The organism is Streptomyces flaveolus (genome assembly GCF_014648815.1).
GTDB classification, from domain to species: Bacteria; Actinomycetota; Actinomycetes; order Streptomycetales; family Streptomycetaceae; genus Streptomyces; species Streptomyces flaveolus.
In genome coordinates, this window is the sequence record NZ_BMRV01000017.1 from 38,970 (window position 1) to 65,321 (window position 26,352).

Annotated in this window: 19 protein-coding genes; 9 read left to right on the forward strand and 10 right to left on the reverse strand. The window is 72.5% G+C overall.

Features of this window, described 5'->3' with window-relative positions; translation table 11 throughout:
* Positions 1 to 27: 27 nt before the first annotated feature.
* The 6 genes from IEZ05_RS30650 to IEZ05_RS30675 all read right to left on the reverse strand — a co-directional run bounded on the left by IEZ05_RS30650 (position 28) and on the right by IEZ05_RS30675 (position 9,793).
* On the reverse strand, positions 28 to 1,434 hold the full coding sequence (locus IEZ05_RS30650) for a hypothetical protein (RefSeq protein ID WP_189233550.1): 1,407 nt from the start codon (positions 1,432 to 1,434) through the stop codon (positions 28 to 30).
* Positions 1,431 to 2,954 (reverse strand): GT4 family glycosyltransferase PelF, encoded by a 1,524-nt coding sequence (pelF, locus tag IEZ05_RS30655; protein WP_189233551.1) that lies wholly within the window; start codon positions 2,952 to 2,954, stop codon positions 1,431 to 1,433. Before pelF ends, IEZ05_RS30650 begins: the two co-directional genes overlap by 4 nt.
* Positions 2,955 to 3,004: 50 nt before the next feature.
* Complete coding sequence (locus IEZ05_RS30660; RefSeq protein ID WP_189233552.1) at positions 3,005 to 5,143, reverse strand: hypothetical protein; 2,139 nt, start codon at positions 5,141 to 5,143, stop codon at positions 3,005 to 3,007.
* 449 nt (positions 5,144 to 5,592) lie between these two features.
* Positions 5,593 to 6,120, reverse strand: coding sequence for a COG1361 family protein (locus IEZ05_RS30665; protein ID WP_189233553.1), 528 nt, complete (start codon positions 6,118 to 6,120; stop codon positions 5,593 to 5,595).
* 303 nt (positions 6,121 to 6,423) lie between these two features.
* On the reverse strand, positions 6,424 to 8,967 hold the full coding sequence (locus IEZ05_RS30670) for a discoidin domain-containing protein (RefSeq protein ID WP_189233554.1): 2,544 nt from the start codon (positions 8,965 to 8,967) through the stop codon (positions 6,424 to 6,426).
* Positions 8,968 to 9,172: 205 nt separating this feature from the next.
* The gene (locus IEZ05_RS30675) at positions 9,173 to 9,793 is read right to left on the reverse strand and encodes a TetR/AcrR family transcriptional regulator (protein ID WP_189233555.1); all 621 of its coding nucleotides are present in this window, start codon (positions 9,791 to 9,793) and stop codon (positions 9,173 to 9,175) included.
* A 129-nt stretch (positions 9,794 to 9,922) separates the two neighbouring features.
* On the opposite strand from IEZ05_RS30675, the gene IEZ05_RS30680 reads away from it, so the two are divergent.
* The 3 genes from IEZ05_RS30680 (at position 9,923) to IEZ05_RS30690 (ending at position 13,069) form a co-directional block, all read left to right on the forward strand.
* On the forward strand, positions 9,923 to 10,993 hold the full coding sequence (locus IEZ05_RS30680; protein ID WP_189233556.1) for an aldo/keto reductase: 1,071 nt from the start codon (positions 9,923 to 9,925) through the stop codon (positions 10,991 to 10,993).
* 128 nt (positions 10,994 to 11,121) lie between these two features.
* A complete protein-coding gene (locus tag IEZ05_RS30685) occupies positions 11,122 to 11,556 on the forward strand; it encodes a hypothetical protein (RefSeq protein WP_189233557.1) in 435 nt (144 codons plus the stop codon).
* 169 nt (positions 11,557 to 11,725) lie between these two features.
* Complete coding sequence (locus IEZ05_RS30690) at positions 11,726 to 13,069, forward strand: MFS transporter (RefSeq protein ID WP_229869932.1); 1,344 nt, start codon at positions 11,726 to 11,728, stop codon at positions 13,067 to 13,069.
* Between the two features lie 92 nt (positions 13,070 to 13,161).
* Here IEZ05_RS30690 and IEZ05_RS30695 read toward each other — a convergent pair whose 3' ends face one another.
* Positions 13,162 to 13,758 (reverse strand): TetR/AcrR family transcriptional regulator, encoded by a 597-nt coding sequence (locus tag IEZ05_RS30695; protein WP_189233558.1) that lies wholly within the window; start codon positions 13,756 to 13,758, stop codon positions 13,162 to 13,164.
* Positions 13,759 to 13,953: 195 nt separating this feature from the next.
* Between IEZ05_RS30695 and IEZ05_RS30700 the strand changes: the two genes are divergently transcribed.
* From IEZ05_RS30700 to IEZ05_RS30710, 3 genes are read left to right on the forward strand one after another with little or no spacing between them, the layout of a single operon-like run.
* A complete protein-coding gene (locus IEZ05_RS30700) occupies positions 13,954 to 15,528 on the forward strand; it encodes a class I adenylate-forming enzyme family protein (protein WP_189233559.1) in 1,575 nt (524 codons plus the stop codon).
* A 29-nt stretch (positions 15,529 to 15,557) separates the two neighbouring features.
* Positions 15,558 to 16,733, forward strand: coding sequence for an acyl-CoA dehydrogenase family protein (locus tag IEZ05_RS30705; RefSeq protein ID WP_189233560.1), 1,176 nt, complete (start codon positions 15,558 to 15,560; stop codon positions 16,731 to 16,733).
* Positions 16,734 to 16,782: 49 nt separating this feature from the next.
* Positions 16,783 to 18,663: an alkyl/aryl-sulfatase gene (locus IEZ05_RS30710; protein WP_189233561.1), complete on the forward strand. Its 1,881-nt coding sequence runs from the start codon at positions 16,783 to 16,785 to the stop codon at positions 18,661 to 18,663.
* Between the two features lie 175 nt (positions 18,664 to 18,838).
* On the opposite strand, the gene IEZ05_RS30715 is transcribed toward IEZ05_RS30710, so the two are convergent.
* Entirely contained in the window at positions 18,839 to 21,469 is a 2,631-nt protein-coding gene (locus IEZ05_RS30715; protein WP_189233562.1) for a SpoIIE family protein phosphatase, read from the reverse strand.
* A 350-nt stretch (positions 21,470 to 21,819) separates the two neighbouring features.
* Between IEZ05_RS30715 and IEZ05_RS30720 the strand changes: the two genes are divergently transcribed.
* Both IEZ05_RS30720 and rox read left to right on the forward strand, forming a co-directional pair.
* Positions 21,820 to 22,044 (forward strand): hypothetical protein, encoded by a 225-nt coding sequence (locus IEZ05_RS30720; RefSeq protein ID WP_189233563.1) that lies wholly within the window; start codon positions 21,820 to 21,822, stop codon positions 22,042 to 22,044.
* 222 nt (positions 22,045 to 22,266) lie between these two features.
* Positions 22,267 to 23,748 carry a rifampin monooxygenase gene (gene rox, locus IEZ05_RS30725; RefSeq protein ID WP_189233564.1) on the forward strand — a complete coding sequence of 494 codons (1,482 nt, stop codon included), beginning with the start codon at positions 22,267 to 22,269 and terminating at the stop codon, positions 23,746 to 23,748.
* A gap of 77 nt (positions 23,749 to 23,825) precedes the next feature.
* Here rox and IEZ05_RS30730 read toward each other — a convergent pair whose 3' ends face one another.
* Entirely contained in the window at positions 23,826 to 24,278 is a 453-nt protein-coding gene (locus IEZ05_RS30730; RefSeq protein WP_189233565.1) for an Lrp/AsnC family transcriptional regulator, read from the reverse strand.
* Between the two features lie 122 nt (positions 24,279 to 24,400).
* Here IEZ05_RS30730 and IEZ05_RS30735 point away from each other — a divergent pair, with 122 nt between their 5' ends.
* On the forward strand, positions 24,401 to 25,330 hold the full coding sequence (locus IEZ05_RS30735) for an SMP-30/gluconolactonase/LRE family protein (protein ID WP_189233637.1): 930 nt from the start codon (positions 24,401 to 24,403) through the stop codon (positions 25,328 to 25,330).
* A gap of 17 nt (positions 25,331 to 25,347) precedes the next feature.
* On the opposite strand, the gene IEZ05_RS30740 is transcribed toward IEZ05_RS30735, so the two are convergent.
* On the reverse strand, positions 25,348 to 26,160 hold the full coding sequence (locus tag IEZ05_RS30740; protein WP_189233566.1) for a phytanoyl-CoA dioxygenase family protein: 813 nt from the start codon (positions 26,158 to 26,160) through the stop codon (positions 25,348 to 25,350).
* Between the last annotated feature and the right edge of the window lie 192 nt (positions 26,161 to 26,352).

Below are 26,352 nucleotides of genomic sequence, written 5' to 3' on the forward strand. Positions count from 1 at the left end.
GGTGGCGCGGCGTCGGACGAAAGGGCGTCAGGCATGGGCGGCCGGCCGGCCCAGCAGCCGCAGCACGCAACCGGTGAGACAGAGGGCGGCGATCCCGCAGCACAACGGCAGCGCCGACGTACCGGGTGGGAGGCCGTACACCACGACCGCGCCGGCGCCCGCGGCCGCCGCCAGACACAGGGCGGCGGGTGGCCAGGCCACGCCGAAGGCCTGGAGGAGCAGCGCGGTCCACAGGACCACCGCCAGCAGCGCCGTGGCCACCGGGTCGGCGTCCACCAGCAGGGCCGCCGGCACCAGCGGCCCGGCGTAGGCCAGCAGGCAGCCGGCGAGCACGGCGGCCGAACGCAGCCGGAACCCGGCCGGGGTGGCGGTGGCCCGCAGCGCCGCCACCGACAGACCGCGGTAGCGGTACAGCAGCCACTCCGCCGGGCCCATGCTCACGGTCAGTACCACCACCGCCCACGGCTGCTCCCGGCCCGCCAGGAACACCAGCACCCCGGCGGCCAGTCCGAACAGGCCGTACGGCAGCGACCGTGACGGCCGCGGGCGTACGGCTCCCGGGACCGGCGCGGCCGCCAGGGTGCCGCGCAGCGCCCAGCCGGCCGCGGCCACCGCACCGCACAGCGACAGCGACGGCAGGACGGCCCGCAGCAGGTCCCCGGGTTCCCACCAGGGGAGCACCGCCGCGCCGGCGACCACCGGCACGAGCGCGGCCAGCAGCGGCCGCTCCCGGCCCAGCACCAGCAGCACGCCGGCCGCGGCGAGGTACGCCGACTGGACCCCCACGGCCGCCACCGCCGCACCGGACCCGGCGAGCGGGGCGCCGGCGGCGGTCGCGGCGACGGCACCCAGCGGCGCCCCCTTCAGCAGCGTGCGGCCGGCTTCCCGGCGCCCGGTCGCCAGGCGCAGGTACGCCCGGTGGCCCAGCGCCTGGTTCCACGCCCAGGACACCAGCCCCGCCACCACCAGCGCCGTCACGGTGCCGCCGTGCGGCAGCAGGCGTCCGGCGAGCGCGTAGCCGAGGCCCGGCAGCGCGAACAGGGCGCCGCGCAGCGCGCAGCGCACATGGTCGGGCCGCCAGGGATCGGCGGGCCGCGGCGGCTGCGGAAAGGTGCGCGGGACACGCTCGTACAACGCCGTGGCCAGGGAGAAGAGGTCGCGGTGACCGTACTGGTCCGCGATCACCTCGCCGGTCAGCCCCTCCGACTCCAGCAGGGCGGCCACCTCGTAGGGATGGACGGCCGGGGCGATGCGGTCGGCGAGTTCGGCGGCCAGCCGGTCGACCGCCGCCTGCCGCGCGCCGTGCCCGGGCAGGACCAGGGCGAGCGTGTGGTGGTCGCCCGCGCGCGGGGCGGGCGCGCGGGCGTCGGCGAGGCGCAGCGCCAGCGTGTCCTGCTCCGCGCCGCCGGGCTCCAGCGCCATGGGTCCGCTCATCCGGTCGCACTCCTCACCGGTGCCGCGCCGACCGCCGCGAAGGGCTCGTCGTCGGCCGCCGCGGGCGTGGCCGCGGAGCCGAGGGCCGACAGCTGCAGATAGATGGACCGGAAGGTGTCGATGGTCTGCCGCAGCGTGAACTGCTCGATCACCCGCAGCCGCGCCGCCTCGCCCATCGCCCGGCGCCGTCCCGCGTCACCCAGCAGTTCCAGGGCGGCGGCGGCCATGGCGGCCGGGTCACGCGGCGGTACGACGAGACCGGCGTCGCCGACGGCCTCCCGGACGCCGCCCACGTCCGTGGAGACGGTCGCCCGGCCGCAGGACATGGCTTCTATCAGGGTGAAGGGGAAGCCCTCGCTGATGCTGGAGAGCATCACCACGTTCCCGGCGGCGTACGCGTCCTTGATGTCCTCGACCCGGCCCTCGAAGGTGACGGCGTCCCCATGGCCGAGCTGCGCCGCCAGCGCCTCGCAGCGCTCCCGGTAGGCCTCTCCGCCGCGCGGCGTGCCGCCGAACAACCGCAGGCGTGCCGCGGGCAGTTCGGCCCGCACCAGCGCGAAGGCGCGGATCAGGGTCTCCAGGTCCTTGATCGGGTCGACCCGGCCGGCCCAGCTGAGCACGGGTTCCGCGGGCTCCGGTCCGGCGGGCGGGAACGCGGCCGGATCGACGCCGTTGTAGACCGTGCGTATGGACTCCGGGGCGGCGCCGCCCTGTTCCTCCCACAGCCGGTTGTAGCGGTTGCCCGGGGTGATCAGGGCGGCCCTGCGGTACGTCTCCTCGGCCAGCAGCCGGAAGAAGCCCAGGACGAGTGCCTTGACCGGCCACCGGTAGGGGGCGGTGCGGTAACCGAGGTACCGCTCGCGCAGATAGACGCCGTGCTCCGTCAGCAGCAGGGGCACCCCGTGCCGTTCCAGCGCGGCCAGCCCCGGCAGCACCGCTACGCCGCCGCTGACCGCGTGCGCCACGCCCTGTTCCGGACACGGGGCGGCCAGCGGACGCAGGGCGTGCTCCAGCAGGGCGGTCGCCGTCACCGCGTCGTGCAGGGTGGGCCGGGCCTCGCGGACGGCGAGCCCCGGCCGGTTCCAGACGGCGGTCAGGATGCCGATCGCCCGGTCCCCGCGCAGGAACGGGCTCAGCCGGCCGTCCGCGGCGGCCCGCGCCAGCCGGTACAGGGCGGGACCGAACCCGTCCTCGGCCCGCGGGTCGAGCAGCGCGGCCACGAACCGCTCGTAGGCGGCCTCGAGCCGGTTGCGCTCACGCCCGCGCGGGAGGCGCCCCTGCGGGGCGGGCCCCCACATGGGGACGGAGATGACCCGGGTGACATGCCGGGGGATGTCCCAGACGACTGGTTCGCGCCCGGTGCCGGTGACGGCGACGACGTCGAAGTCCAGGTCGGGCATGCCGGTGACGAGTTGGTCGCACCAGACGCTCACCCCGCCGTGACTGTGCGGGTAGGTGCCTTCGGTGAGCAGGGTGACGCGCGGCGCGCCGGGGCGCCGCGCGCCGTGGGGAACGTGCATTCATGTGCTCCACGGCCGGGGTGTGGGGTGGCAGGACCTGCGGTGGGCGCTCAGCGCTCCGTGCCGTAGGGCACCGGCTCGCTCACGCCGGCCGGTACCCGGGTGGGCGGAGCGGCCGGCGTCGCGGCGGCCGTGTCGCCGGGGCCGGTGACCGCCGGGGAAGCGGTCGCCGACGACGGCAGGGTGAGGGCGAGGGAGTCTCCGGCCGCCGGTGTGGTCCAGCCGGACAGCGCACCGGCGTAGGCGTCGCCGAAGCCCGTGCCCGCGCGCAGGGTGCCGGCGGGCATGGTCGCCGGCACCGCGACGCCGTCGGGTGCCTCGACGGTCACGGCGGCGCCGACGCGGTAGGCGGTGACGTGGCCGGCGTCGACGGCCGCCTGCCAGGCCGCGCGGCGCTGCAGTTCGACGCCGATGGCCTCCATGCGCAGATTCACCACGGGGGTGTTGTCGGCGAACAGCCCGGCGTAGCCGTCCAGGACACCGTCGAGGACCGGGTAGGCGATGCGGTCCTCGGCCAGGTTCGACTGGTGGATGAAGTGCGGCTTGGGATCGTTGGCGAGGACGTGCCCGAGTGCGATGCGCGTCTCCAGCGGCACGATGTGGCCGGTGTAGCCGGTGGCGGTGTCCAGCGGTGCGGCCAGGCACGTGGAGGTGGCCGGGTTGTCCTCGCAGATGCCGCTGCCGCCCTGGGCGCGGCTGGTGTAGATCCAGTTGTACTCGGAGACCTGCTCGGCCGCCCGCCCGGCGTTGTAGAAGATGTTCATCGGGTAGCGGGAGACCGTGGTGGCGCTGCCCACCCGGCGCTGCACGGGGTCGCGCGAGTTGTCCGAGCCGAGCCAGGCGACGCCGTTGTCCGTGAGGGCGGGGTCCAGGTTCGGGTTGTCCTCGGGCTGCTGCGGGGTCACCTTCAGGCCGGAGTGCTCACCGGTCACCAACTCGTCGTCGTCCAGCGGCAGTCCGGCCGTCCGGCCCCAGACGCGGTTGGTGGCGATCTCGTCCGCGATCTCGTTGCGGGAGACCCACCGGGTGCTGCCGTCGGCGTTCGTGGCGCACTTCCACGGCACGACGCTGACATCCTGGACGCAGCCGAGGAAGGCGTGCGTGTACGTGTGGTTGATCCAGCGGAACGCACCGCGGTCGGCGATCAGCTTGTCGGCGAGCGGGTCGGCGCCGTTGTTGTCCTGGCGGTGGTCGACGCTGCCGGAACCGTTGTAGGCCAGGTCGAGGGTGAAGTTCCTGCTGTCCTGCCAGGCGGTGGCGTGGTCGACGTCGGCGGGGACCATGCGGATCGGGTTCGGGGTGCCCTCGCCGGGTGCGCAGTCCACGTCGCCGGGCGTGCAGTTGAGCCGGGTGTCCCAGCGGTCGTCGGCGGCGAACACGTCGTCGACGTGCACCGCGAAGTAGTTGCGGTCGGCGCCCAGGTGGACCCCGCCGGTCATCCACTCCACGATGCCCCGGGCCAGTAGCCGGAACTGCTGCTGGTACTGGTTGTAGACGAAGGTGACGACCAGTTCGCGCCGCCCGTCGTGCCGGTACTCGCCCACCAGCGATCCCTTGGTCGCCCGCCCGGGTATCGCCGCCTGGACGTAGGGGACGAAGTCCGCGCCCGGCGCGGGCGACGACAGGTAGGCGTAGGACTCGCCCACGGTGGGGGAGTTGTCCTCGAACGGCACGGCTTTGTCCAGATAGCCGAAGGGACCCGCCAGACCGGCCTGCGTCACCTCGGCCCGTACGCCGTCCAGACTGCCGGCGTACCCGGTGCCGACCGCGTACTGGAGCCCGACCTCGGGGCGCGCGTAGGTGTACGCGTCGACCTGCGGGATTCCGTACGCCTTCTCGTAGGCGGCCAGGGCCGCCATCTCGCCCGAGCCCGCCGGGAAGGGATTGTCGTTGGGCATCACCACGGCCTGGAACTTGGCGCGGGGCCGTCCGTCCACGGTGTCCGCGAGGAAGCCGGCGTCGATCGCGGGCCGGTCCGTGTCCCCGAGATCGACCTCCGTGTACGGCGTTCCCGCGGTCCTCAGCTCGGCGGCGATGGCGTCGGTGGCCGGTCCTCCGTCGCTCACGACCAGCACGCGCAGGTCGACGCGCGGTGCCGGGGCGTCCGCCCGGGCCGTGCCGGCCGGTAGAGCCAGCGACGCGATCAGCGCGCCCACTGTGAGCGCCGTCGTGCGAATGGTCCGCTTCATGCGGTGAGATTCCCTCCCCCGGGCAGGGGCCGGCCGCCCCTCTCGGAGCCCCCACCCCATGACAACGCCGCCGCTCCCCTGAGACGCCGGTCGTCAACGCATCCGTCGCGTCACATAGTGAGGTCTGTGTGGAGCTTTTGTGTGCCTGCTGCGGAACTTGACGGAAAAGCACATGTGTCCATTCGGTCCTCACCGGCACGCCCCCCGGTCGTCGATGAGCGCCGCATCCTGGCAGGTCGAAGGCGCCGCAGGGCCCGTGTACTGCTGCGAAGCGGAATCGGGCGGCCACGGAACGTCATGTTCCGCTGGCTCTCGGCGCCAGAGGTCTCCACCAGCGCGCCGACCGGCCCTGGCGCGAGATCAGGTCACGCGTGATCCGCAGGCCGGCGGCGGCCGGCCCGTCGCGGGGCCGGCCGCCGCCGGTGCTCAGTGCGCGGAGAGCGGTGCGGTCAGGCGCACAGGACGCGGGTCTCCGGCGTGTAGACCGGGCCGCCGTTGACGCTCGTGCTGTCGCTGAACTCGGCGTAGTAGTACGAGTAGAAGCCGATGTTGCCGTTGCAGCCGGAGTCGGCGGCGACCTGCAGCGTCAGCGTGACGGTGCGGCTCTGGCCGGGCGGGATGGTGGCGCCGTAGTTCGCGCCCAGGTTGGCGGGCCCGGTCCCGCTGCACGGGACGGCTCCGTTCTCCGCCGCCAGCGTGCAGCCGGTGAAGCTGTACTTGAGGTCGGGGCGCTGGGTGGTCAGCCAGGTCGGGTCGATCGTCTGGTAGACGAACCAGATGTCGTACGTCTTGTTGTTCTTGATCGTCATCGACAGGTTCACCGTGCCGCCCGGCTGCGTGGTCGCCGCGTCGGTGCTGAACGTCAGCTCGGCCGGGCCGGGTTCGGCCGCGCTCGCGGAGGGCGCCAGGCCGAACAGGGCGAGGGCGAGGGCGATGATGGTGGCGAGACCGAAGCGTCTCGTTCGTGTGGATCGCATGGCCCGGGAGACTAGGCACGGCCCCCGCGCACCGTCTGCACCGCCCGGAACAGCGGGAACACGGCTCGGCTGGAAGTGTGCGTTCGGTGAAGGACGTGTGACGGTGCCGTCACAAGGGGTGCCGGCCGGTGTTCGCGCACCACAGCGCCGTGCGCGCACCGGTCCCGCCGGAAGCCGTGCCGGGCCGCTTTTCCGCCCCGGTCCACCGGCGGCAATGGCGGATTCCGCGTGCCTGCCGAAGGCGGCCCGTGCGCCCCGGGACCTGGGGTCCCCGGGCGCACGGACACCTGGTTCACCCGCCCGTCACGGGAACTGGGTGACCTTGGACGGCACGGTGTCCGTCCCCGACGTGGGCCCGCCGGTGTCGTTGATCACGTGCGCGTACTGGCCCTTTCCGCCCAGCGAGATCACCATCAGGTGGCGCATCCTGACGCCCGGCTTGACCGGCACCTGGAACCCGTGGTGCTGGACGATCGTGTCGTCGGACGTGTAGTTGCAGTAACTGCCCAGCGCCACGGCCTCGTGCTCGTTCACCGTGTCGGCGACCTTGTAGGCGGCGTAGCCGACGATGCCGTCGTGGGTGATGGCGGCCGCGTTCGGGGCGTCGTACGCCTTCTCGTTCTGGAAGAAGATCGTCCGGCCGCGCTCCCCGCTCCAGTACACGTCGTACTTGTTGAAGTGCTCCACGAACAATCCCGTGGCGAGGACGTCGTCGCCGTTGACGCGCAGCCCGTAGTCGGCCCGGTTGGTCTCCCAGCCGACACCCGCACCGTGGTCGGCGCGCCAGATCCAGGTGTGGTCGACGAGCACGTCGTCGCTGTTGATCACGACGGAGTCGGTGGCCAGCCCCGGGCCCGCGCCGCCGACGCGGATGAACACGTCCTGCATGGTGGTGGAGTTGGCGGAGTGGTCGGCGCTCGCGTCCGGCGTCCCGATCCGCAGCAGTGTGTCGGACCGCACCGGACCGGCGTCGATCAGGAAGCCGGCGAGCCGCACACCGTCGACGTCGGCCACGTGCATGGCGTCGACGCCGCCGTCGGGGACGATGGTGGCGAGCCCCAGGCCCAGCACGACCGTGTTGGCCCGGTTCACCTCGATGGTCCGGTCGAGGTGGTAGACACCGGGCGTGAACAGCAGGTTGAGTCCCTGCGCGAGGGCGGCGTTGATGGTCGAGGCCGTCGCGCCGGGCTTGACGACGTAGAACTGGCTGAGCGGCAGGGAGGTGCCGCCGGCGTTGGCGGGCCAGGACACGCCGCGGGCGTTGGTGCGCTTGCCGGGCACGAACACCTTGTACTCGTTGCCGTCCAGATAGAGGAACGGCTTCTCGCGCGAGACCGGTGTGGTGTCGAGCGTGGTGTACGGACCGGTCTCGAAGTTGCTCGCCGGCGCGCCCTCGACACCGGTGAAGGTCATGTTCCAGACGCCGTTGGTCCAGCCGCCGACCGAGCTGTCCCGGGTGTACCACTGCTGCTGCGAGTAGGGACCGACCGTGCCGTCGATCTTCGAGTCGGCGATGTAACCGCCGGAGGCCCAGCCGTAGCCGTTGGGGGCGAGGTTGAGGCCGCCCTTGACGTGGATGCGCCGGAACGGGGCGGCCTGGGCGACGGCCCAGCGGTCGGTGCCGTTGGACGGCGTGATGGCCAGGTTCTCGGCCGAACGCCAGAAGTTCTGCGTTGCGTTGCCGTTGAACCAGCCCGCGTCCACGGTGATGTCACCGTTGATCTGCGTGTCGTCCGGGTTGAGGCCGAGCCCGGAGATGGAGGTGTAGAAGCCGAGTTGGGCGTTGATGCCGTTGTAGGTGCCCGGCTTCAACAGGAACTGGTAGCGCCCGCTGCCGAACTGGTTCGATTCCTGCTGGGCGAAGACCTGGTCGAACTTCTGCTGGAGGCCCGGCGTGGAGGGGTCCACGACGATGACGTTCGGCCCCAGGTCACCGCCGCCCTCGACCGGGGGAGTGCCGGTCGTGCCGGTGTGGACGGCGACCTCCCACAAGGAGTAGCCGTAGCCGGTCGCGCGGACCGTGCCCTGGACGCGGACGTAACGGCCCGAGCCGCTGACGTCGTAGGAGGCCTTGCCGCCGGTGGCTCCCGTGACGCTCTTCAGCGTCTGCCAGTTCTGCCCGTCCGAGGAGGCCTCGATCCGGAACTCCTTGGCGTAGGCGGCCTCCCAGCTCAGGTCCACCTTGCACAGGTCCCGCACCGAGCCCAGGTCGACCTGGACCCACTGCGGGTCGGAGGCCTGGCTGGACCAGCGGGTGCCGGCGTCGCCGTCGAAGGCGGCGGAGGCGGGGGTCCCGGCGTTCTCCACGGAGGAGGCCGAGGCGGGCCTGCCGCGGGCGGCGTTGTCCGTGCCGCACGAGCCGGGTGTGGTGCCCCCGGTGGTGCCGAAGACCTGGAACTCCCACAGGGAGTAACCCCAGGGGGTGGCCCGGTGGACGCCCTGCATCCGGACGTAGCGGCCCTGCCCCGAGACGTCCAGGGTGTCGGTGCCGCCGTCGCCGCCGGTCACCGTCTTCACGTCGGTCCAGGTGCTGCCGTCCGGCGAGAGCTGGATCCGGTAGTCCTTGCCGTACGCGGCCTCCCACTGGAGGACGACCCGGGTGACGGAGGCCGTCGCACCGAGGTCGACCTGGAGCCACTGGCCGTCGCTCGCGGCCGACGACCACCTCGTGCCCGAGTCGCCGTCGACGGCGTTGCCCGGGGCCGTCCCGGCGTTCTCGGTGGACGAGGCCGTGACCGTGCGGCCCTGGGACAGAGGGGTGTCGGCCGCGGAGGCCGTCACCTGCGTGGGGAGGGTGACGAGCGCCGCCGTGGCGACGAGCGCGACACCCAGGGATCTGAGTCTCATGCGTGAGCTTTCTGCGGGTGCGGACAGGGAAGGGGGGAGCGGCCTTCCCGGCCGGGATGCCGGGAGCGGCTGTCGGGACGAACGGCTTTGCTGTGCCGCTTAGTTCAAGCTGTGATTTAAGTGGTGAGGCTTCGATCGGGCAAGGCTTTGGACGAGACAAAAAAGTCCGGCGGCCGCCTCGGCCCCCCCTGGGGCCCGGCCCTCCTCAGTGTCCGGTCGTCGCGAAGACGCCCGCCCGTGCCGCCGCGGCCGCGGCTTCCGCGGCGCGGTCCGCCGTCGCCTCGTCGAGCGGCTCGCCGGTGGTCAGCAGGCGGTAGTACAGGGGGGCGGAGACCGCGCGGATCACCTCGTGGGTGTCGGTGCCCTCGGGCAGCTCACCGCGCTCGACGGCCTGCCGTACGCAGGGTTCCCACTCCGAGACGCGGGTGTCGTAGAACCGGCGGAGGGCGGCTGCCGCCTGTGCGTCACAGGTCGCGGCGGCGATCACCGCCTTGAACAGCGCGCCCTGTCGCGCGTCGGCCAGGGTGCGCTGCACGAGCCGGGCGTTGGCGCGCAGGTCGTCGGTCAGGCTGCCCGTGTCCGTGCGGGGGAGTGACTGCTCGGCCATGTCCGTCAGCAGGTCGGCCACCAAGTTGGCCGGGGTTCCCCAGCGGCGGTAGACCGTGGTCCTGCCGACCTCGGCGCGCCGGGCCACGTCGGCGAGGTCCAGGCCGGCCAGGCCGTGCTCGGCCAGTGCGTCGCCGGCGGCCCGCAGTACGGCGGACCGCACCCGGGCCGTGCGGCCTCCCGGGCGGACGGTGCCGGGCTCCACGCTGTCGGACGTCATAACGGTACTCCAGTTCCATTAGGCGCTCATTGCTGCTAACCTGTGGACATCTTAACGGAACGAACGTCCCGTTAAAGGGTGTCGTCGCGTCGCTCGGCCGACGCGGCGACCGGACGAGGGGATGCGGTTGTGGAATACAGGAGACTGGGCGAGTCCGGCCTCATGGTCCCGGCACTGAGCTTCGGCGCGGGTACCTTCGGCGGGCGCGGAGAGCTCTTCGGCGCCTGGGGCGACACGGACGAGGCACAGGCGCGCCGACTGGTCGACATCTGCCTGGAGGCGGGGGTGACCATGTTCGACACCGCCGACGTCTACTCCGGCGGCGCGTCGGAGGAAGTGCTCGGCGCGGCCGTCAAGGGGCGCCGTGACCAGGTGATTCTCTCCACGAAGGCCGGCCTGCCGACGGGCGACGGACCGGCGGACGCGGGAACCTCGCGGGCGCGGCTGATCAAGGCGGTCGACCAGGCGCTGCGCCGGCTGGGCACCGACTACATCGACCTCTTCCAGTTGCACGCCTACGACGCGCGGACCCCGGTCCACGAGGTGCTGTCCACCCTCGACGACCTCGTACGGGCCGGAAAGCTCCGCTACACCGGCGTCTCGAACTTCAGCGGGTGGCAGCTGATGAAGTCGCTGGCCGACGCGGACCGGCACGGGTACCAACGGTACGCGGCGCACCAGGTCTACTACTCCCTCGTCGGCCGGGACTACGAGTGGGAGCTCATGCCGCTGGGGCTCGACGAGGGTGTCGGAGCCGTCGTCTGGAGCCCGCTGGGGTGGGGACGGCTGACGGGCCGCATCCGCCGCGGCCGGCCGCTGCCCGCCGGCAGCCGGCTGCACGCCACGGCCGACTACGGCCCTCCCGTGGAGGACGACCACCTCTACCGCGTGGTGGACGCCCTCGACGCCGTCGCCGAGGAGACGGGCAGGACCGTCCCCCAGATCGCCATCAACTGGCTGCTGCGGCGCCCGACCGTCTCCTCGGTCCTCATCGGCGCCCGCAACGAGGAGCAGCTCCGGCAGAACCTGGGCGCCGTCGGCTGGTCCCTGACCGAGGATCAGGTGGCCCGCCTGGACGCCGCGAGTGCCAAGGCCGCCCCCTACCCCTACTTCCCCTACGAGCGACAGGAGGGCTTCGCCCGTCTCAACCCCCACCCCCTCGCGAGGGCGGGCGCGGACACGGCCCCGTCACAGGGCTGAGACGCCGCCACCGGCGCGGGCGGCGCGGAATTGTCAGTGCCGTACTGAAGAATGCGGCGCAAGCGAGATCAACACCGGCCGTACCGGGTAGGCGGTCTCGAGTCACTGACCTGGAAAGGCCACAGCCGATGCCGCCCACCGCCCTGCTCCCGCAGACCGTCGCCTCCCGCGCGACCGGCCGCCCCGCCCGGCTCGGTGCCGTCCCTCCCGTCGGCGCCGTTCCCGCCCCGGGGCGCCCACGGTCCCGCCCGTGCGGCCCCCTCAGCCCCGCGGAGTCCGACATCCTGCGGATCGTCTCCGATACGCGTACCCCCGTCTTCGTCACCGTGCGGAGTGGCGGACGGCGCAGATACAGCTATTGGCGACCGCTGGACTCCGCCACGGGCAAGGGGGGTTGCTACGTCGCCCTGCCGACCGCCGAGTGCGACGCGCTGCACGCCGCCGGCCGGATCACGCTCGGCGATCCCCTGACCGACCCGGCCAGGACGACCTACCGGGTCAGGGCCACCCACACCCCCGCCGCACCACTGCGCACGGTACGGGACCGTATGCGCGCGGCCTGACACACCGAGCCCGACCGGCCGGCCACCGTCTCGACGGGGCCGGCCGTTTCTTTTGTCCGCAGAGCTGTCGCGACCGTTGACCCGGGGGGAGACGGGAAGTACGTTGCCGGACTATAAGAAGGTTAATGGACAGGTAGTTCAGTAACGAGTAGCAAGCCATGGAGCCGCTGTGGTCGTCCGTCCCCTCCCGTCCCGACGCTCCTCGCCCGAACAGGCCCTGGAGCCACCGCCGTTCGACCGGCCGCGCGCCTGGCTGATCCTCGTGATGGTCGTCGTCTTCATGATGGTCAACTACGCGGACAAGTCCGTCCTGGGTCTCGCAGCCGTACCCCTCATGGACGAACTGGGCATGGACAAGAGCACCTACGGGCTCGTCTCCAGCGCGTTCTACGTGCTGTTCAGCGTGTCCGGCCTGGTGGTCGGCCTCCTGTCGGCCCGGTGGTCGACGCGCACCCTGCTGCTCGCCATGGCCGCCCTGTGGGCCGTCGCCCAGTTGCCGGTCCTGGTCGCGACCGTGCCGGCGCTGATCGCGGGACGGCTGCTGCTGGGGGCCGCGGAAGGGCCGGCCGCCTCGATGTCGATGCACGCCCTCTACGCGTGGTTCCCGCCGGACAGGCGCGGGATGCCCTCGGCCCTGCAGATCGGCGGCGCGGCCCTCGGCACGGCCGTCTCGGCTCCCGTACTGACGTGGTTCATCGTGCACCTGGGCTGGCGCTCGGCCTTCATCGCCCTGGCGATCACCAGTGCCACCTGGTGCGTCGTCTGGTACGCCGTCGGCAAGGACGGTCCCTACGGCGGGGCGGCGCCGGAGCCGCGGTCGGCCCCGAAGCCCTCCGCCACGGACGACGCCCGGCCCCCGGCGGCGGCCCCGCCCCCGCTGTGGCGGCTGCTGCTCAGCGGCACCGTCGTGGGCGGTGTCCTCAGTGCCTTCGGCTCGCACTGGGCGCTCGCGCTGTCCAACGCCTGGCTGCCGGTCTACCTCCAGACCGAGCTCGGCTTCGGCGCGACGGGCGCGTCGGCCGCCATCAGTGCCGTGTCGGTGCTGAGCCTGCTCCTGCTGCTGACCGTGCCGGCGCTCGTCGACCGGCGCAAGCGGCGGGGCCGCGCGGGGCGGGCCACCGACGGTCTCGCCCAGGGCCTGGCGGTGCTGGTCTCCGGCGCGGCGCTCGTCCTGCTGCCCCTCGCGGACCAGCGACCGCTGCAACTGGCCCTGATCGCCGTGGCGTTCGGCTGCCACTCGGTCGCGCTGCCCCTGCACTACGTCACCACGGCGGCCGTCGTGCCCGCCGCCAGGCGCGGTGCGGTCTTCGGGGTGGTCGCGGCGACCGGCACCCTGCCCGGCATGTTCGTGCCCTTCCTCACCGGCCGCATGGTGGACGGCGCGGCCTCCGAGACCGCGGGGTATTCGGCGGCCTTCCTGCTGACCGCGGCCGTGCTGACCGCGTGCGGTGTGGCGGCCATGGCGATGATCCGCCCGGCACGGGACGCGCGGGCCTTCGGCGGGGAGGGCTGAGCGGGCGGCGGCGAGGAGGCCTGACGGTGCCGGGCCGGAGCCGCCTCAGGCCGCCCCCGCCCAGGCCGCCCCCGTCTCGGGCCGCCCCCGTCTCAGGCCGGCCGGTCGAAGCCCGTGGCCCAGTAGCGGCCGCGCAGGGCGAGGTCGAGGAGCATGCGGACGACCTCCTCGGCCGGCATCGGGGGGGCCTCGTGCTCGACCCACCACTGGAGCACCGACACCTGCTCGCCGACCCAGACCCGGGCCAGCAGTTCCGCGTCGATGCGCGGCTTGACGTCGTTGCGCTCGGACCGCCCGCGGAACTCCTCGGCGGCGACCCGCGCGCACGCCTCCGTGAACATCCGCAGCGGCTTGCCGTCCCCCTCGCCCCGCAGCACGATCCGGTACAGGTCGCGCTCCTGCCGGGCGTGGCGCAGCATCTCCAGCACCGGCTTGCCGGTGAAGCCCACGGCGTTCTCCGTCACCACCGGCCGCAGCCGTTCGTCGAGTTCGTCGAGCAGATCGCGGGTGACCCGGGCGAACAACTCGTCCTTGTCGCGGAAGTGGCTGTAGAAGGTCGCGCGCGCCACGTCCGCGCGCTGGGTGATGTCCTCGACGCTCAGCGCCGTGAAGCCCCTCTCCAGCACGAGATGCACCAGGGCGTCGCGCAGTGCCCTGCGTGTCTTGCGGATGCGTCTGTCCTCGGCCATCCCCGTCGTCCGTCTCCCTAGCCGGTCCCGTGCGGCCCGGCGGCACGTGTCCGCCCGGGCGGCAGTCAGTCTACGGACTCTTGACAGGCGATGCGTTAACGAACAATCTGTCTGGAAACATTCAACTCGTTCAGAGGGTGAGGCGTCGACCCGCCCCAGGGCCGCCCATCGCCCCCACCCGCACAGGAGTCGTCGGTGAATCTCGGCATCTACCTCGCCCGCAGCGCCCGTCACTGGCCCGAACACCCCGCACTCGTCTGCCAGGACCGGACCTGGACCTACGCCCACCTGGAGGAGCGCGCCAACCGACTGGCCTCCGCGCTCGTCCGGCGCGGACTGGGCCCCGACGACGCCGTGGCCTGCCTCGCCTGGAACCGGGGCGAGCTCGTCGAGGTCGAGTTCGCCCTGTACAAGGCCGGACTCATCCGGGTCCCGGTCAACGCCCGCCTCGGCCGGGGCGAGATCGAGCACATCCTCCGCGACGCCCCCGTACGCGTCCTGGTCTTCGACGAGGCCCACCGAGAGGACGCCCTGGCGGCCCTGGCGGCAGCGGGCACCGACTGCGTGCCGGTCGCGCTGGACGCCGAGAAGGGGGCGGGCGGGACCGACGGCGACCCCCTGCCCTACGAAGACCTGCTCGCCGAGGGCGACGCCGGGCCCGTGGCCGTCGACGTCACCGAGGACGCGCCCGCCGTCCTCAACTTCACCTCCGGATCGACGGGTTCGCTCAAGGCGGCGGTGCAGACCTTCGGCAACCGGCTCGCCAACATGCGCAAGACCCTCATGAACGACGAGTCGCGCCCTCGCCCCGACACCCGCTACCTGGCCTGCGGCCCCATCACGCACGCCACCGGCATGGTTCTGCTGGCCGGCGTCTTCGGCGGCTCCACCACGCACGTGCTGCCGAGCTGGAGCCCGCAGGCGTTCCTCGACACCGTGGAGCGCGAACGCATCACCGCGACCTTCCTGGTCCCGGCGATGCTCAACACGGTGCTCGCCCACCCCGGCGCCGGCGACCGCGACCTGTCCAGCCTCACCAGCGTGCGCGTCGGCGGAGCACCCGTCTCCCCGCAGCGCCTGCGCGACGCCGTCGCCCTGTTCGGCCCCGTCGTCGCCCAGGGCTACGGCCTGGCCGAGACCACCAGCGTGGTCGCCGGCCTGTCCGGCGCCGACATCGCCCGAGCGGTCACCGAGGACCCCGAACTCCTCCAGTCCTGCGGCCGGGCCGCCTACGACACCGAGGTCAGGATTGTCGACGAGCAGGGCAGCCCCCTCCCGCCCCGCGAGATCGGCGAGATCGTCGTGCGCGGACCCGACTGCGTCAGCCGGTACTGGCGAGCACCGGAACTCTCCGCCCAGACCTTCCGCGACGGCTGGGTGCACACCGGCGACCTCGCATGGATGCGCGAGGACGGCTATCTGTTCCTCGTCGACCGCAAGAAGGACATGATCATCTCCGGTGGCTTCAACATCTACAGCACCGAGGTCGAGACCGTCCTGTACGAGCACCCCGCCGTCCAGGAGGCCTGCGTGGTCGGCGTCCCGGACGATAAGTGGGGCGAGGCGGTCAAGGCCGTCGTCGTGACCCGCCCCGGCACCCAGGTCACCGCCGACGAACTGGCCGACTTCTGCGGCCGGCGGCTGGACCGCTTCAAGAAGCCGCGCTCCGTCGACTTCGTCGGCGAACTTCCGCACAACCGCAACGGCAAGCTCGACCGCAAGGCCGTCCGCGAACCGTACTGGGCGCACGCCACCCGCCGCGTGCACTGAACCGAACCGAAGACCCGGAGCACCCCGCCATGACCTTCTCCTTCCGCCCCGTCCCCGACGAACCCCGGCTCGCCGACCTCGTCACCCGCCTGCGCGCCTACCTGGACGACGAACTCGCTCAGTACGAAGAGGACAACGGCATCACCCGCACCTCCCGCCTCACCCGCTCCGACCTGGAACCGGTGTGGAAACGTTGCCGGGAACTCGGCTTCTACGGCATCCACCTCCCCGAGGAGTACGGCGGCCAGGCCCTGACCTACACCGAACTGGCCGTCCTCAAGGAGGAAGTCGCGGCCAGTGGCCGCGTCCTCGGCCACAGCGTCCTCGGCGACATGGGCGGCCCGCTGCGCGCCGGTGACATCCTCCGCCACGCCACTCCCCACCAGCTCGACACCTACCTGCTGCCGCTGGTCCGCGGCGAACGCGCCTGCTGCTTCTCCCTCACCGAGGCGGACGCCGGGTCCGACGTGCGCGCCATGCGCACCACCGCCGTCCGCGACGGCGACGGCTACCGGCTCACCGGGCACAAGGTGTTCAGCTCCGCCGGGCCCTTCGCCGACTTCGCCATCGTCGTGGCGCGCATGGCGGACACCGAGGAGTCCTACTCCGCCTTCCTCGTCGACCTCGACAGTCCCGGCTGCACGGTCACCGAGGGCGCCACCCCCATGTCGGGCGAGCACATCGAGAGCGACATCGTCCTCGACGACTGCCGGGTGCCCGTCGCCAACCTGCTGGGGGAGGAGGGCAGGGGCCTGCGCATCGCCCTGGGCCGTGTGACCGTCAACCGCCTCCTGCACTGCCCGTCGGCCATCGGCGCCGCCCGCCGCGCACTCCAGCTCACCCGGGACCGCACCCTCACCCGCACCGTGAACGGCAAGCCGCTGCTCGCCCTCCAGGCCATCCAGCACAAGCTCGCCGACATGGCCGCCGACCTCTACGCGGCACGCTCCATGACCTACGCCGCGCTGGCCGCCCTCGACCGCGGCGACGACGTGCGCACCGAGGCGTTCATGTGCAAGCTCTTCGTCGCCGAGTCGGTCTTCCGGCTCCTCGACGAGGCGGTGCAGATCCACGGCAAGGACGGCCTCACCCAGGGCCACGAGATCGAGTACCTCTTCCGCAAGATGCGCATGTTCCGGGTGCTGACCGGCACGTCGGAGATCCAGCGCAACGGCATCGCCAAGGGACTGGCGACCCTCGCCTGACCCGCCCCGCCCGCCGCCCGCCCCGCACCCCCGACCCGAGGAAGACCGCATGCCCGGCACCACACCCGTCCACCACCCGGCCGACGACGACCAGGACCTCGCCGACGCCGACCGCGGGTTCGTCGCCCGGCTGCGGCCGGGCGTGGTGCGGGACGCGGCCGGCCACACCGTCTGGGACGCGGACGCCTACGCGTTCCTCGACGGCGACTGCCCGCCCACTGCGAACCCGTCGCTGTGGCGGCAGAGCCGCCTGACCGCCCGCCAGGGCCTGTACGAGGTGGTGCCCGGCGTCTACCAGGTCCGCGGCCTCGACCTGTCGAACATCACCTTCGTCGAGGGCGACCGGGGCGTCCTGGTGATCGACCCGTTGATCAGCGCCGAGGTCGCGGCCGCGGCCCTCGCCCTGTACCGGGAGCACCGCGGCGACCGCCCGGTCACCGCCGTCCTCTACACCCACTCGCACATCGACCACTTCGGCGGCGTCCTCGGCGTCGCCGACCCCGCGGACGCCGCCGCAGGACGTCTCCCGGTGATCGCACCCGCCGGGTTCCTCGAGCACGCGGCCGGCGAGAACGTCATCACCGGCCCCGCGATGGCCCGCCGCTCCGTCTACATGTACGGCGCCGCCCTGCCCAAGGGCCCCGAGGGCCAGATCGGCTGCGGACTCGGCCAGACCACCTCCCTGGGGAGCGTCGGCCTCATCGCCCCCACCCTCGACGTGCACCGCACCGGGCAGAGCGAGACCGTCGACGGCGTCCGCATGGTCTTCCAGCTCACCCCGGGCACCGAGGCACCGGCGGAGATGAACATCCACTTCCCCGACCTGCGGCTGCTCTGCGTGGCGGAGAACGCCTGCCACACCCTGCACAACGTCCTCACCCTGCGCGGCGCCCTGGTCCGCGACCCCAGCGCCTGGGCCCGGTACCTCACCGAGACCCTCCGCCTGTTCGCCGACACCACCGATGTCGTCTTCGCCTCCCACCACTGGCCCACCTGGGGCCAGGACCGCGCCCTGCGCTTCCTGGAGGAGCAGCGCGACGCCTACGCATACCTCCACGACCAGTGCGTGCGCCTCATCAACGCCGGGCACACCGGCGCCGAGATCGCGGAGCAACTGCGCTTCCCGCCCGCGCTGGAGACCCGCGCGCACATCGGCGGCCACTACGGTTCCCTCAGCCACAACGCCAAGGCCGTCTACCAGCGCTACATGGGCTGGTTCGACGGCAACCCCGCTCACCTGTGGCAGCACCCACCGCGCGAAGCCGCCCTGCGCTACACGGAGTTCATGGGCGGCGCGGACGCCGTGGTCGCCAAGGCACGCGCGTCCTTCGACCGCGGCGACCTGCGCTGGGTCGCCGAGGTGCTCCACCACGTCCTGTTCGCCGACCCCGGGCACGCCGAGGCCCGCGCCCTCCAGGCCGACACGTTCGAACGCCTCGGCCACGGCTCCGAGTGCGGCCCCTGGCGCAACTTCTACCTCACCGGCGCCGCCGAACTGCGCCACGGCGTCCTGCCGGCCCCCGGCCGCGGAGCGTCGTCGGGCATCACCGCCGCGCTGACCGTCGAGCAGATCTTCCAGTCCATGGCCGTTCGCATCGACGGGCTCCGCGCCGCCGCGGCCGGACGTCTCCTCCTGCGCTGGGAGATCACCGACGACCACACGCCCAGCCCTTCCGCCGACGTGTGGACGCTGCTGCTCTCCAACGGCGCCCTCACCCCGATGCCCGGCGGCGCCCCGCGCGGCGAGAGCCCGCACCTCACCCTGAGGCTGACCCGCGCCACCCTCGACGCGGTCGTCGGCCGCGCCACCACGTTCCCCGAGGCCGTCAGGGACGGCCGGATCACCACGGACGGCGACATCACCGCCCTGATGACCCTGGGCGGCCTGATGGAACGCCCCGACCCGCGCTTCGCCATCGTCACCCCATGACCCGGTGGACCCGACGGGCCCGGCACCCCGCATCCCCTGGAAGTCCGCCCAAGGGCCTCTGCCGAACCGCAGGCCCCGTCACCAGCCCGGGCCCTCAACGGATCGCCGGCCCCCTCGCGGCGGACCGGCCCGCCTGACTCCGCCCCGAGGCCCGGAGGTGCCACGGATCAGCGGATCAGGCGGGCGGGGTGGGGCGGAGGGCGAGGACGGCGATGTCGTCGGCACTGTCGGCGCCCAGCCCGATCAGCAACTCGTCGCAGAACGTGTCGAGGGACTCGCGGGCAAGGTCGGCCGCGTGCCGGCGCAGGCGGTCGAGAGCGACGTCGAGCACCTCGCCCCGGCGCTCCACCAGACCGTCGGTGTACAGCAGCAGCGTCGAGTGGGCCGGCAGCACGGTGCAGGCCGTGGGGCGGGCCACCTCCGGATCCATGCCGAGCAGCAGGCCCGCGCCCTGTTCGAGGTAGCGGGTCTCGCCGTCCCGGGTGGTCAGCAGGGGCGGCGGATGACCCGCGGAGGAGTGGTGCAGCTCCCAGGGGCCCTCGGCGGGGCCCTTGACGATGCCGTAGACGCAGGTGGCGGTGGCCTCCCGGTAGAGACTGTGGTTCGCCAGGTCCAGTCGGCGCAGCACCTCCGCGGGCGGCTCCTCGCGGTCCACGGCGATGCCCCGGAGCATGCTCCGCAGCTGGCTCATGGCGATGGCCGCGTCGAGGTTGTGCCCGGTGACGTCGCCGATGACCACGGCGGTGTCCCCGCTGGGCACGACGAAGCCGTCGTACCAGTCACCGCCGACCTGCGCGGTGGTGGACGAGGCAGCGTAGCGGGCGGCCATCTGCAGGTGCCCGACGTCGGGCAGCACGGGTAGCAGGGAGAGCTGGAGCCGTTCGGCGATGCTGCGGGTCCGCTGGTACAGCCGGGCGTTGTCCACGCCCAGGGCGAGGCTGTGCACCAGGTCGTCGACGAGGGACAGGTCCTCCTCGGTGAAGGGCGGGGCCCCGGCCGTCCGGGTGACGGTCAGCGCACCGAAGATCTCCCTGCGGGCGCGCAGCGGGGCGACGACGGCACTGCCCGCGCCGAGCCTCCGGAACAGGTCGGCGTAGTCCCGGTCGAGCTCGCTCACGGCCTGTCCCGGCGTCGGCGTCCCGGTGAGCAGCAGGGGCCCCGCCCCGCGCAGCGCCCGGGCCAGTGGGCCGCGCGAGACCTCGGAGACCGGCGGGAGCGGGCCCTCGTACGACTCGGGACGCAGCCCGCGTGGATCCCGGTGCACGACACAGACCCGGTCCACCTGGGCGTGTTCGGTGAACAGGTCCACCGCGCACCAGTCGGCCAGCCGCCGCGTGAGCAGCCGGCCGACGCGCCGCAGGCCCTCGCCCAGGTCCAGGGTGTTGTTGAGTTCGGCCCCCGTGTCGGCCAGCAGGGACAGCCGGTCCAGCGCGGACATGCCGTGGCCGTTGCCGTCCGGCCTCGGAACCCGTTCCGGAGCGGCCGGAGAGCGGCTCCTGCCGGGGTCCGGCAGCGGGGCCTGCCGGTGCCTGCCGGCCGGTCCGGGAGAGTCGAGGGACGTGGTCGCCCGCGGGGAGAGCTGGGCGACGAAGACGGTGCGGCCGTCGGCGGTCTCCTGGGTCTGGATGTACAGCCGGACCGGCACCAGCCGGCCGTCGTGGTGCAGTGCCGGAAGCGGCACGGACCGGCCCACGATGCGGGTGCGACCGGTGAGCAGCAGGGACGTGAAGGCCGCGGTGTGCCGGTCTCGCAGGTGCTCGGGAATGAGGGTGGTGAGCTTGCGCCCGACCAGGTCGTCCACGGTCCAGCCGAGCATGTCAGCCGCCGGCCCGTTCGCCGCGATGATCCGGTTGGCCTCGTCGGCGGCGATGGTCGGAAGCCGGCCGGCCCGCACATGGGTGACGTCCCACGGCACCAGGTCCGAGGAGCTGACCTCCGGCTCGCGGGGGAGGACGGTCCACGCGGTGGGCCGGCCCCCGGAGAGCTGGCCGACGATCTCGTCGAACAGCCAGTCCTGGAAGGCGCGTCCGCGCGGCAGGGCCGGCAGGGTCAGGAGACGCTCCTCCCGGGCCGCTTCCTCTGCCGTCTCCAGGACGCGGCGCAGGGTGCGTACGGCCGGTGTCGCGTCGGCCGGCAACGTCAGCGACACGGAGCGCAGCCCCGCGTCGGGGAGCGGCTCGGCGGGGGCGGCCAGACCGGCGCTGATCATGTTGTTGGTGTCATGGGCGGTGGTGAGGTCGTGCGGCAGCACCTCCAGGTGGTCTCCGGTGAAAGCGCCGAGGGTGAGCTCGCGCAGCAGTGCGTGCCGGTGCTGCTGGGATGCCGCGCACAGGGCGCTGGGCACGTCGACAAGTGCCACCGTCCTCCCGTGCGGGTCCGGCGGGGCGGCCTCCCACCCGGGCGCCGGCGGTGGGGGACCGTCGGGCCACAGCTCGAACCACACGGTCTTGTGCGTGTCGCCGGCGTCGGCCCCGTGCCGCGACGCCAACTGCTCGACCAGCGCCAGCCCTTGCCCCGTACCGGCGTACGGCGGGGAGTGGCGCGGTACGGGACCACGGCGGGGCCGGCGATCACCGACCTCCACGCGCACCCGGCCGTCGTGCACCCGGACACCGACCTCGATCTCCGTGCCCGCGTGCAGCACCGCGTTGGTGACCAGCTCGCCGGCGAGGAGCTGGGCGGTGTCGGTGAGGTCCGGGGCGACGTCGTCGAGAGCCGCGCGCACGAACCGTCGAGCCGACGCCGCGCTCCGCGGCTCGCCGGGAAAGCGCCGTGACACCGCCTCCGGCGGATCGGGATGGTCCATGGCACCCAGTGTGTGCCCGGCACGGCCGGGATCGCGGGACGCCGTGCGGCGGGCCCCGGCCGGGCCGCCGCCGCCGTCCGCCGTCCGGGTGACGGCCCGGACGGCTCGCACGAAGGGGGCACAGGAGGAGCCAGGGGGAGCCACCGGGGGCCGCTCTGGTAGGCGGCGGACGACTCCGATAGCTTTCTCGTGTGGCCCCGCGTTCTCCCCCGTGCGCGGGGCCACGCCACCGAGCGGAGCCTCGTGATGGTCGACGTGCCCGGTGATGCGGAGCGCCGACCGGGCAGAATCCCTCACAACAGGCCGAGCTGCGGCAACCGCGGCTCGCGGTGCGAGAGAGGTGTCGGTGCGTGGGTGAGCGGCAGGACCGGGAGTGGACGGCGATGACCCCGGGGGACTTCGACCGGGAAGCCCCGCTGCGGCTGAACGTGGGCACCGGTCCCACCGCCGTTCCGGCCGAGCCGGACGAGTACGGCACGGCTCCCCTGTTCGGGGACACGGCACCCGAGCGGGCCGCCCCGCGCCGGGACCGGCCGCGCGCCAGACCGACCGGCGCGCAGGAACGCCTGTTCTGACCCGGAGGTCATGATCACGCGGCTGGCGAACGAGCTGCCAAATGACTGGACGGCGCGATGCTCGGGCTTGTAGCTTGCGGCGGACCGTGACACCGCCCGAGGAGGTGAGACCCATGAACGCAGTATCGACGTGGGTGCTCCCCCTTTCCGTCACGGCCGGCGATTGACGTAGGTGTCGCCGGGAGCGCCTCCCGCCAAGGCACTCCCGAAAGGCAAACACCTATGGACTCTTCGCAGTTCGCCGCAGAGCCGTCGGCCTCCGGCGCCGATCGCGCGTCCCTCGTGCACGATGTGATCATTGCCGGGTGCGGGCCGACCGGCGCGACGCTGGCCGCCGAACTGAGGCTGCACGGCGTGCGGGTACTCGTCCTGGAGAAGGAGACCGAGCCCGTGTCGTTCGCCCGCATCGTCGGTCTGCACATGCGCAGTCTCGAGCTGATGGCGATGCGCGGACTCCTGGACCGCATGCGCGACCACGGAAGGCAGCGTCCGGCCGGCGGATTCTTCGCCGGCATCGACAAACCCGCACCCAAGGGCCTGGATTCCGCGCACGCCTATCTGCTGGGCATCCCGCAACCGGTCGTCGTGCGACTGCTCGAAGACCATGCGACCCGACTGGGTGCGCAGATCCGGCGCGGTCGTGCGGTGGCCGGTCTCGAGCAGGACGAGGAAGGTGTGACCGTCGAGCTGGTGGACGGCGAACGGCTGCGCTCGCGCTATCTCGTCGGCTGTGACGGCGGGCGCAGCACGGTGCGCAGACTGCTCGGCGTCGGCTTCCCCGGTGAACCCTCGCGGACCGAGACGCTGATGGGCGAGATGCACGTGGGGGTGCCGCAGGAGGAGATCGCCGCCAAGGTGGCCGGGCTCGGCGCGACCGGCAAGCGCTTCTGGCTCAGGCCCGTCGGAAGGGCCTACAGCGTTGTGGTCCCCGCCGCGGGAGTCAGCGATCGCACCGAACCACCCACCCTCGAGGACTTCAAGCGACAACTGCGCGCCATCGCCGGAACCGATTTCGGCGTGCACTCCCCGCGCTGGTTGTCCCGCTTCGGGGATGCCACCCGGCTGGCCGAACGCTATCGGGTCGGGCGGGTGCTGCTGGCCGGCGACGCGGCACACATCCATCCGCCCACCGGCGGACAGGGCCTCAACCTGGGCGTCCAGGACGCGTTCAACCTCGGCTGGAAACTGGCCGCACAGGTCCGCGCCTGGGCGCCGGAGACACTGCTGGACACCTACCAGGCGGAGCGTCATCCGGTCGCCGAGGACGTGCTGGACAACACCCGCGCCCAGATGGAACTGCACTCCACCGAACCGGGCCCGCAGGCCGTGCGCAGGCTGCTCACCGAACTGATGGACTTCGACGAGGTGAACCGCTACCTCATCGAGAAGATCACCGCGATCGGCATCCGCTACGACTTCGGCGAAGGCCCCGACCTGCTCGGCCGCCGCCTGCCCGACATCGACGTGAAACACGGCCGCCTCTACGGTCTGCTGCATCGCGGCCGCGGCCTGCTGCTGGACCGCACCGAACGCCTGACCGCCGGCGGCTGGTCGGACCGGGTCGACCACCTCGCGGACCCCACCGCGGCCCTCGACGCCCCCTGCGTCCTGCTGCGCCCGGACGGCCACGTCGCCTGGATCGGCGACGATCAGCGGGATCTGGACGAGCACCTCTCCCGCTGGTTCGGCAGGCCCGCCGGCTGACCCTCGGACGGCGAAGGCGGCCCGACCCGTATCAGAGGGCCGCCTTCCGGAAGTGCCGGGACGGCACGGCCCGAGGATCAGAGCTGCTCGGTGGCTTTGGGGGAGACAGCCCGCTCGAAGAAGGTCTCCAGGACGACGGTGGCCTGCGTCCCGCTGACGCCGTCGATCGCGTAGATCCGGCGGAGCACGTCCTGCAGTTGCTCGGTGGTCGCGGTCCTGACCTTCACCAGCACCGAGGCACTGCCGGCCGTGATGTGCGCCTCGAGTATCTCGGGAATCGCGGCGAAGCCCTCCGAGGAATCACCCATCCACGCGGTCGAGTCGACCGTCACATAGGCCAGGACGCCGCCGCCGACCGCCGTCGGGTCCACCTCGGCGACGGTGCGCCGGATGACGCCGCGCGAGCGCAGCTTGCGAACGCGTTCGTGGGCGGCTCCCGCCGACAGACCGACTGCCCGGCCGAGAACGGCGTAGGACTGTGTGGCGTCCTGCTGGAGCAGCTCCAGCAGGACACGATCGATGTGATCCACGACTCTCCATTCGGCTTCTGCTTGATTGCACCATATCCGATCCAGCAATCTTGCCAATGTGCCGTACATGATTCGGCGCTGGCGAGGATAAGGGGAGAGTCGTGGCCGACGAGCTGTACGAAATGTTCGACGACCGGTTCCGTACCGGGCGGTGCATGAACGGTGACGCGGGCCTCGAGGTGCTGGCAACCGGTTGCCGGTGGGCCGAGGGACCGATCTACGTGCCCGCCTGGCGGCAGTTGATCTGGAGCGACATCCCCAATGACCGGATGCTGCGCTGGGACGAGGAGACCGGCGAGGTCGGCGTCTTCCGCCGCTCCGCCGGGCACCCCAACGGCAACACCCTCGACCGGCAGGGCCGGCTGATCACCTGCGAACAGGGCAACCGCCGGGTGACCAGGACCGAACACGACGGCAGCCGCAGCGTGTTGGCCGATCGCTGGCAAGGTAAGCGTCTGAACAGCCCGAACGACGCGGCTGTGAAGTCCGACGGCTCGATCTGGTTCTCCGACCCGGACTTCGGTATCACCAGCGACTACGAGGGCCACCGTGCCGAGAGCGAGATCGGCGCCAACAACGTCTACCGCATCGACCCGGACAGCGGCGAAGTGCGCCTGGTCGCCGACTGCTTCGAAGCCCCCAACGGCCTGGTCTTCTCGGCCGACGAGCGGCAGCTCTTCGTCTCCGACACCCGGGCCGGCTGCATCCGGGTCTTCGACGTGCGAGAGAACGGCACGCTGTCCGAGGGCAGGGTTTTCGCCGACGCCGCCGGCCGCACGAACGCCCGCTTCGACAATCTCCGCTTCGACGACGGGGGCCGGCTCTGGGCTGCCGCGATGAACGACGGAGTGCACTGCTACGACCCCGACGGCACGCTCATCGGGCGGCTCGACGTGCCCGAGGCGGTCTCCAACATCGCCTGGGGCGGCGCCAAGCGCAACCGACTCTTCATCACCGCGGAGACCAGCCTCTACTCCCTGGTCATGGGGGCCACGGGCACCCATCCGACCGGACCGGGACACCAGCCGTGGCGGGACGCGGCAGCACGCTGAGCGTCGCGGAGGGGTGTCTACCCGGCGCTGCGGTCGGTGCCGTCCCCGTCCGGACCGGGGGTGGGCTGTCCGAGTCCCCGGCGGATCGCGACCTCCACCGGTGAGTAGGCGCCGTCGGCACGCTCCAGTTCGTACGGCGCGGCCGGCAGCAGCGGCGGCTGGGCCATGAAGCGCGGCCGCACCCCGTGGTGCGGTTGCGCCGCGTGCACCAGGAACGGGTGGCACAGGAAGACGTCGCCCGGGGACCCGGTGGCGAGGGCGAGGGGCCGGTGGTCGGACGCCGCCACCAGATCGGGCGCGAGCGTCAACCCGCTCGCCCCCTCCTCCCCGTACTTCTCCAGCACCTTCGGCACGTCGAGGTGCGAGCCGACCCGGATCCGGGTCGGGGCGTCCTCCTCACCGACCTCGCTGAACAGGAACAGCATCAGCAGCGCCCGGCCCCGGGAGCGCAGATTCGTGAAGTACCAGCTCTCGCCCTCCGGCAGATAGCTGCCCTCGATGTGCCAGCCCGCGTCCGCCGGCTCCTCCTCGTGCGGGAAGCGCAGCGGGAAGGTGCCCAGTGAGTAGCGCGGCTCCCAGCGTCCCGCGCCGACGAGCAGGTCGTACGCGCGGTGCAGGGACGGCGAGTTGGGTGCGGCGGCGAACGGCCCCTGCCCCATGCCGGGCACCCAGTGCACCGGCTGCGTCCACGTCGCCGGATCGTCCGGGTCGCAGCCCGTCTCCCGCCACAGCAGCCGCGTGCAGTCCGCGGCCACGCGCGGCGCGACGGCGCCTTCCAGCTTCACGAAGCCGTCGCGGAGGAAACGGGATACCAAGATCGTGTCGTCCATGCCCCCATCGTGCGGCGACTCCGCCCCCGGGCACCCGACAGCAACCGCACCGCCTTTGTCGGGTGTCGACGGAGCGGCGGGTACACCGACGCGGTCCAAGCCACCGGGTGGACGCGGCGGTCATGCTCGGAACTGCTCGAAACGGCTTTGCATCGAGCACGTATTGACATGCCCGGGCCGAGCCCGCCAGAG

Bases quoted from the DNA above. Each gene is read 5' to 3' on its own strand.
- IEZ05_RS30650 (WP_189233550.1), bottom strand. From the start codon at position 1,434: ATGAGCGGACCCATGGCGCTGGAGCCCGGCGGCGCGGAGCAGGACACG.
- pelF (WP_189233551.1), bottom strand. From the start codon at position 2,954: ATGCACGTTCCCCACGGCGCGCGGCGCCCCGGCGCGCCGCGCGTCACC.
- IEZ05_RS30660 (WP_189233552.1), bottom strand. From the start codon at position 5,143: ATGAAGCGGACCATTCGCACGACGGCGCTCACAGTGGGCGCGCTGATC.
- IEZ05_RS30665 (WP_189233553.1), bottom strand. From the start codon at position 6,120: ATGCGATCCACACGAACGAGACGCTTCGGTCTCGCCACCATCATCGCC.
- IEZ05_RS30670 (WP_189233554.1), bottom strand. From the start codon at position 8,967: ATGAGACTCAGATCCCTGGGTGTCGCGCTCGTCGCCACGGCGGCGCTC.
- IEZ05_RS30675 (WP_189233555.1), bottom strand. From the start codon at position 9,793: ATGACGTCCGACAGCGTGGAGCCCGGCACCGTCCGCCCGGGAGGCCGC.
- IEZ05_RS30685 (WP_189233557.1), top strand. From the start codon at position 11,122: ATGCCGCCCACCGCCCTGCTCCCGCAGACCGTCGCCTCCCGCGCGACC.
- IEZ05_RS30695 (WP_189233558.1), bottom strand. From the start codon at position 13,758: ATGGCCGAGGACAGACGCATCCGCAAGACACGCAGGGCACTGCGCGAC.
- IEZ05_RS30705 (WP_189233560.1), top strand. From the start codon at position 15,558: ATGACCTTCTCCTTCCGCCCCGTCCCCGACGAACCCCGGCTCGCCGAC.
- IEZ05_RS30710 (WP_189233561.1), top strand. From the start codon at position 16,783: ATGCCCGGCACCACACCCGTCCACCACCCGGCCGACGACGACCAGGAC.
- IEZ05_RS30715 (WP_189233562.1), bottom strand. From the start codon at position 21,469: ATGGACCATCCCGATCCGCCGGAGGCGGTGTCACGGCGCTTTCCCGGC.
- rox (WP_189233564.1), top strand. From the start codon at position 22,267: ATGGACTCTTCGCAGTTCGCCGCAGAGCCGTCGGCCTCCGGCGCCGAT.
- IEZ05_RS30735 (WP_189233637.1), top strand. From the start codon at position 24,401: ATGTTCGACGACCGGTTCCGTACCGGGCGGTGCATGAACGGTGACGCG.
- IEZ05_RS30740 (WP_189233566.1), bottom strand. From the start codon at position 26,160: ATGGACGACACGATCTTGGTATCCCGTTTCCTCCGCGACGGCTTCGTG.